The organism is Thermotoga sp., from assembly GCF_021162145.1.
In the GTDB taxonomy this organism is placed as follows: Bacteria; Thermotogota; Thermotogae; order Thermotogales; family Thermotogaceae; genus Thermotoga.
The window spans coordinates 1-5,791 of the sequence record NZ_JAGGZH010000088.1 but is presented as its reverse complement, the minus strand read 5'-3'; the positions used below and the strand labels follow the sequence as shown (position 1 = coordinate 5,791).

Sequence of the window (5,791 nt, the reverse complement as noted above, 5' to 3'; positions counted from 1 at the left end):
CCCTGTAACTGTCAACTATCATCCTCGCCACGTCCAGCGGAGTGCTACCAGATGCTATCCCACTCAGAAAGGAATAGTCCCATCCTTCACCCGGTTCGCTGAAGCTGGATGCTACGATGTAATTTGCCACGTTTCTGAGCTCGTATATCACTTCAAGAGATCCCATGAGACACGCGTCAAACCCGAGGATGTCAAGTTTACTTCCAGAAAGAGCGTTTTCAAGTGCTTTCCTCAGGTCCGCTATGGCGATGGCTGTTCCCTGAGAGTTATCAATTCCAACTACCTTCGCTGAAATATACCCCGAATCACCGATCCACGCACTCCCGTGATCCCAGATTACAAGAGCGTAATGATCGGCATCGAATTGATCGAAAATTGTCTCGAGCCAGACCTCCAGGCTGGTGTACGACCCGCTGTTGAAATCTATCCCCATCGTTCCCACAACAGCCTGAAAGTCTCCGCTCTCATCGAGCACCAGCATTCCATCACCGATTCCTATCCCGTCGTAGACAACAATTACAGAAACACTTCCGCTGGCGTTTCTCATCTCCGAAAGATCGTACGTAGAATACTCATAAAGATCGTTGTCTGCTGCCATCCATACGATGAAAAGCCATTCTGGTTTCGTGAAATTCACATAAAAAGACCTGCTCACACTCCCCGCTATCACCGTGAATCTGTAAGTCTTCTCCGAAGGAGAGAAAAAACCTATCCTTGCCACACCGTTTGTGTCGGTGGTTGCCTCTCCAAGGAAAGAACCATCCACATAGAAAGAAACATCAGCACCTGAGACGGGAAGACCGTACTCGTCGAGTACTCGAACGTCCACGTAGGCGTATCTTCCGGCAATGTGCGTTTCATCATCTGCCACTATTGTGGAAGGTGTGGACGTTTGCGTGTAGATCTCCGGCACACATCCAGAAAGAAAAAGAGCAGAAACCATAATCAAAAGAAACCATCTCAATTTTCTCTTCCTCCTCAAAAGACAAACTCAACCCCAAGACCAGCCAGAAACTCACTACCTGAAAAAAACAGCGAAAAGTTCATGTGTCCGATTTTTCCCCTCAAATTCGCTCCGAAAAAGGCTTGTGTTTCTCCTTCCTCTTCCCTCGGATACTCCGTATAGAGAGTGTTCGGTCCTTTCACGAGGTAGAAGAAATCCGCTTCAAGGCTGGCATCCTCTTTGAAAAGATCAAAAGAAACGTTCAGAAGCTTTGCGTCCGGTCCGAAGGCAAAACCGATCGGATAATCCACGATTGTTCTTGAAGACGGTAGATTTGTGAGATAGACGAACCTGTTGTTGAATTTCAAGTACGGAAGGAACGTGTTGTAGACGAATTTTGTGGCAAGGGCGTACTCCACACTGAGCACACCCTTTAAGGAACCAGTGGAAAACGACCTTCTCACACCCACGTTGAACGCGCAGGCCGTTGGCTTTGACTCGTTCTCCGTTGTTCCCACAAGATCGTCGAGGGCGAACTCTCCGTGAATTTCAAAGCCTTTTTCTGGGACCCAGGAGAAGTCGAAAGACGCCATCGAGTTCGTGCAGCCCTCGTTGTAGTTGTTGTGCCAGATCGCAAAGGGACTCACCGTAAAAAGATCCGGGTACTTTCCACCGATCATCGTGAGCTCTCCCACACCGAATCTCAGATTCTCTCCGAAATGAAAGTCCAGTCGATGTGCCGCAAGTGTCTTCACCTTCTCTGTGTAGGGAGAAAGAGGATCCGCGTTGACCGGAACAAAAGAGCTCTGCTTTTCCCACTCTCTTTCTGTTAACACCGGATTGATCGATACAAGATGGAACGTGTACTGAATCTTTCCCTCTGTAGAAAACGTGAAATGATTGAAACAGGGACTCACGTCCGATATCGCAACAGGAAACTCGGAGCTTCCCCATCTGATCTTCGATCTTCCGATGACTACGTAAAAGGAATCACCCTCGTAGACACCGTAAGCAGTGTAAGGAAAGTTGGCGTCGGCGCTCGCTGGCTCTTTCCACAGTGGCGGAACGTTGCCCAGAAAACTCGTGTAGAAGTAGTTGTAGTTGTTCCTGAAGGGAATTTCCATGCAGAAGGAAAACTTCCCCACACTTCCCTCAGTCAGCACACTCAAAAGCGGAGGGGTGTTCTCGTACAGATAGAAGTTCTCCCAGGGTGGATCTGACAGAACAAACCAGCCCGTTCTGGTTCTTCCCTCGAAGTTCCCTGAGTAGAAAAACGGTGAGACGCTGAAAGAGATTCTGTTTTCTTTTTCACCGGACGGCACGGGAAGAACACCGGAGAGTGCTCTTTTGTCCTCCAGGTTTTCATAGACAACCTGTGGGGTCATCTGTGTGATGAGAGGCTCGGAGAAAAGCGCACAGGAAAGCACTGCAAAGAAAAAAACAAGCCACCTCATGTTTTCACCCGTCGATCTTGAGATACGCGAACAAACGCTCTTTCAACCTGGAAGGCTCTGCAAGGTGTATCGCGCTGAAACCAAGCTCTTTCGCCACCTTCACATTCTCTTCCGTGTCGTCTACGAAAAGACTCTCTTCCGGTGTGATTTTATATCTTTTGATCAGCTCGAGGTATATCTCTTTCTCTGGTTTTATGAAACCAACGTGCGAGGAAATCACCATCCCATCGAAAAGATCGAAAAACCGGTGTTTCCTTCTCACCATCTCGAAGTAGGTCTTCCCGTAGTTCGAAAGAACGTACAGCCTGAAGCCTTTTTCTTTCAAAACGGGGAGCACTTTCACGTTCTCTTCTATGGGTTTTAAAAGTTCTGGAACTTTTCTTTCCAGCTTTTCAATGTGCTCCCTGTACTCTGAAAGCTCCCTTTTTTTCTTTTTCCAGAGCACACTCTCCGGAAGAGTCCCCCTGTCCATCTTCTTCCAGTCCTCGTGCCTGAAGATCTCCCTCTCAAGGACCTTCGCCACGTCCTCCGGAAAGGACTCCACCAGGTACTCGCAGGGTCTCCAGTCGATCAGAACTCCTCCGAGGTCGAAGACGATGTTTTTGATCATCTCATCCCTCCAGCTACATCTTGAAGCTCAAAGAAACTCCAGCTCCCAGTCCTTCAAGACTGCTCCACCAGACCTCCACTTTCCCATCGTACTCTCCGAAGCTACCTGCTGCAGAAATCTTCAACGTGTGCTCTTCTGTGAGATCTCCTGTGAGCCACTTCGTGTCGGGCGGCATCTCTTCCCCATGCCAGGGAATCTCCGGTGTTCTGTCTCCGTAGACGAGGTAGTGGTACATCACATCGAGCGTGTACCATCCGAAGGACCTGCTCACACCCAGTTTCAGGGAGAAAGAGTTCTCGCCGTACCTGTAGCCGATCATCCTCTCTTCGATCTTTCCCGTATCAAAATAGGTGTACTCGTAGGGAAGATCTTCTAATGTTCTCTCGAAAGTGTACGCACTCGCACCGGACACCTCACCGTAGAACTTCCACGGACCCGCTCTGCAGTCTCCTCCAAAAAGAAGGGCGATCTTGTCCGGGTTCAGATATCCCCCGGTCCCAAGGAGTCTGTTCAGGCTCATGTCGTCGATCAGAGCTTCAAAATAGATCCTTCCCGCACCGAAGCTCCACTCGATCCATCCTCCCATGAGGGCGTTCGCGTTCCTGCTCTCATCCGTCCAGGGTGCACCCTCCTGGTACTGCCAGATCTCCTGAATAGCAATCGATGGAATCGGAACGAAGAAGTAGTACGGATTGAACACCTCGTCCAGATAGACCACAGCGTCTTCGCAGGCGATCTTCAACTGTCCAAGATCGAACACGACCGTTCTGTAGTTGAAGCTCTTTCTATCGTTTATGTTGAGCCAGAGAGATTCCACGTGCCAGTTGTCCTGCGAGCACTTCAAAGACACACCGGGAAAGCCGTAAAAACGAGAGTTGTCATCCAGAAAGAGTTTGTCTATTCCAGGGCCTCTCTCCTCGTTCAGTATGCCCGCTTTCATCTCAAAGGGACCGATCTTTCCGGAAAGATACGCCCTGGGAAAGTAGTAGAACTCCACGAACCTTTTGAGCTCGTCGATGATGCCAGTATGAACGATCCCGTATCCTTTACCCACACCGACCTCGAGGTTGAAAGACCACTCTTTGCCAGGAAACAAACTCCCCTCAAGCTCTCCAGTCCACCTGAGCGCTCCTTCACAGGAAAGATCAAAAGAAACACTCCCTCCGGCAAAAACAAGAGCCGGAAGGAGGATCAAAAGGAGTACATTCTTTCCCACATTACCACCCCATCACGTCTTTGACGTTGCTGATCGTGTTGAGTATGGTGTTCACGATGGAAAGGGCCTCTGTCACCTGTATGAGCGGGTTGTCCGGAACGAAGACCACATCGCCCGGTGAAACGTTCGGGTTCACTCCTCCACCTTTTCCAGAAAGCACTCCAGAAAGATCACAGACGGTCACTTCTCCCTGCGGTCCTCCTTTGAAGAGAAAGATCCTGCTTGCCGCCGCTTTGTCTGTGAAGCCACCTGCCCTCATCACCACATCGAACACGGTGGAGTACCTGTCCACCTTCACAATGCCGGGACTCTTCACGTTCCCGAGCACGTACACGTAGTTCGTCTCAACGGGTGGTACGTACACCACGTCTCCTGGTTCTATCTTCACGTTCTGCACCTCTGACATATCTGTGAAATCGTAGACCTCTTCTTTGTCTCCCCTTCTCAAAATCACCTTCGTCTTCAGTGCCCAGTTGCTCAGACCTCCTGCCTGTGCGATCAGTTTCAGAAGAGTCACGTCTCCCTTCAACTCGTAGGCTCCGGGACGTGCCACCTCTCCGACCACGTAGGCAAAGTTTTCCGTCTCGAGTGGAACGAAGACCACACTGCCACTTTCAAGGATGGGTCCTCCCGTTTCTATCACGTCTTCGTAGCTCACCTCTTCTTTCTCGCCGTCCGGTTTTACAACCACTATTCTCTCAGAGCCCGTGCTCTTTATACCCCCAACCTTTCCTAGAACGCTTCTCAGAGTGGGAATCTCTTTGTCTTCGAAGGTCACGAGTGTGTTCGTGATCCCTTCACCGAAAACATACACGTGTGTCTTTTCTTTGTACTTTACAAAGACAAGATCTCCATCCTCCAGCTCGAAAGAGCTTGCCTGATCCTTCGGAACAACGATCTCGTGTCCGTCTCTCAAAACGGTGATGTCTCCTGCTTCAAAGAGTGTGTCCTCTCTGTAGCCTCCTGCTTTCACGATCGCCCTGTCAAGGAGCAGAGTTTCGTCCGGCTCGAACACAACCATCTTCGGCGCCCTCACAAAACCGTCCACGTAGACCCTGATCGACTCTTTCAGGTCCACCTCAACGATCGCACCGTCTTCCAGGGGCACGTCTTCGATCTGCGACATCTCCCTGGTGTCTCCTTCGGAGTGGATCTTCAATCTTTCCACGTACTTTCTCTGGATCTTTCCAAACCTTGCAAGCGCCTTTTCCAGTGTGATGTCTTCGTCTTTTGCGAAGTCAACGTAACCGTACACGTCCCCGGTGAAGTAGACTCTCTTCGTCTGAATCGTTCTCAAAAGTATCGTGTCACCCTTTTCGAGCGGAACGTCTTTCGTCAGGATCTCCTTCGGGTCGAAGACCATCTCCTTTCCATCCCTCAAAAGAGAAAGACTCTTTATCAGAGAAAAGTCCTCGATTCCATACTTCTTCAGAGCGGTCGAAAGTGTGAAGGGTTCTTCCTTCTCGAAGTTCATCTTTCCGTTCCTCGGTGTGTTGTCTCCTACCATGTAGACGAACCTGTCCGTGTACCTCTCTACGTAGACGAACACGCCGTCTTCGAGTGGAATG

5 protein-coding genes are annotated in these 5,791 nt (G+C 50.0%); all 5 read right to left on the bottom strand.

The features are described 5' to 3' along the window. Nucleotides 1–964 (bottom strand): clostripain-related cysteine peptidase (locus J7K79_RS05685; RefSeq protein WP_296906128.1); only part of this gene is annotated, 964 nt, incomplete at its 3' end. A 14-nt stretch (nucleotides 965–978) separates the two neighbouring features. Continuing rightward, nucleotides 979–2,397, bottom strand: a complete 1,419-nt coding sequence (locus J7K79_RS05680; RefSeq protein ID WP_296906126.1) for a hypothetical protein — start codon at nucleotides 2,395–2,397, stop codon at nucleotides 979–981. Nucleotides 2,398–2,401: 4 nt separating this feature from the next. Further along, complete coding sequence (locus J7K79_RS05675) at nucleotides 2,402–3,007, bottom strand: HAD family phosphatase (protein ID WP_296906123.1); 606 nt, start codon at nucleotides 3,005–3,007, stop codon at nucleotides 2,402–2,404. Nucleotides 3,008–3,020: 13 nt separating this feature from the next. Further along, nucleotides 3,021–4,223, bottom strand: coding sequence for a hypothetical protein (locus J7K79_RS05670; RefSeq protein ID WP_296906120.1), 1,203 nt, complete (start codon nucleotides 4,221–4,223; stop codon nucleotides 3,021–3,023). A 1-nt stretch (nucleotide 4,224) separates the two neighbouring features. Continuing rightward, nucleotides 4,225–5,791, bottom strand: a 1,567-nt coding sequence (locus tag J7K79_RS05665; RefSeq protein ID WP_296906118.1) for an SLBB domain-containing protein, incomplete at its 5' end; no start/stop codon positions are given.

Coding starts and splice junctions, on each gene's coding strand:
- J7K79_RS05680 (WP_296906126.1), bottom strand. CDS start 2,397: ATGAGGTGGCTTGTTTTTTTCTTTGCAGTGCTTTCCTGTGCGCTTTTC.
- J7K79_RS05675 (WP_296906123.1), bottom strand. CDS start 3,007: ATGATCAAAAACATCGTCTTCGACCTCGGAGGAGTTCTGATCGACTGG.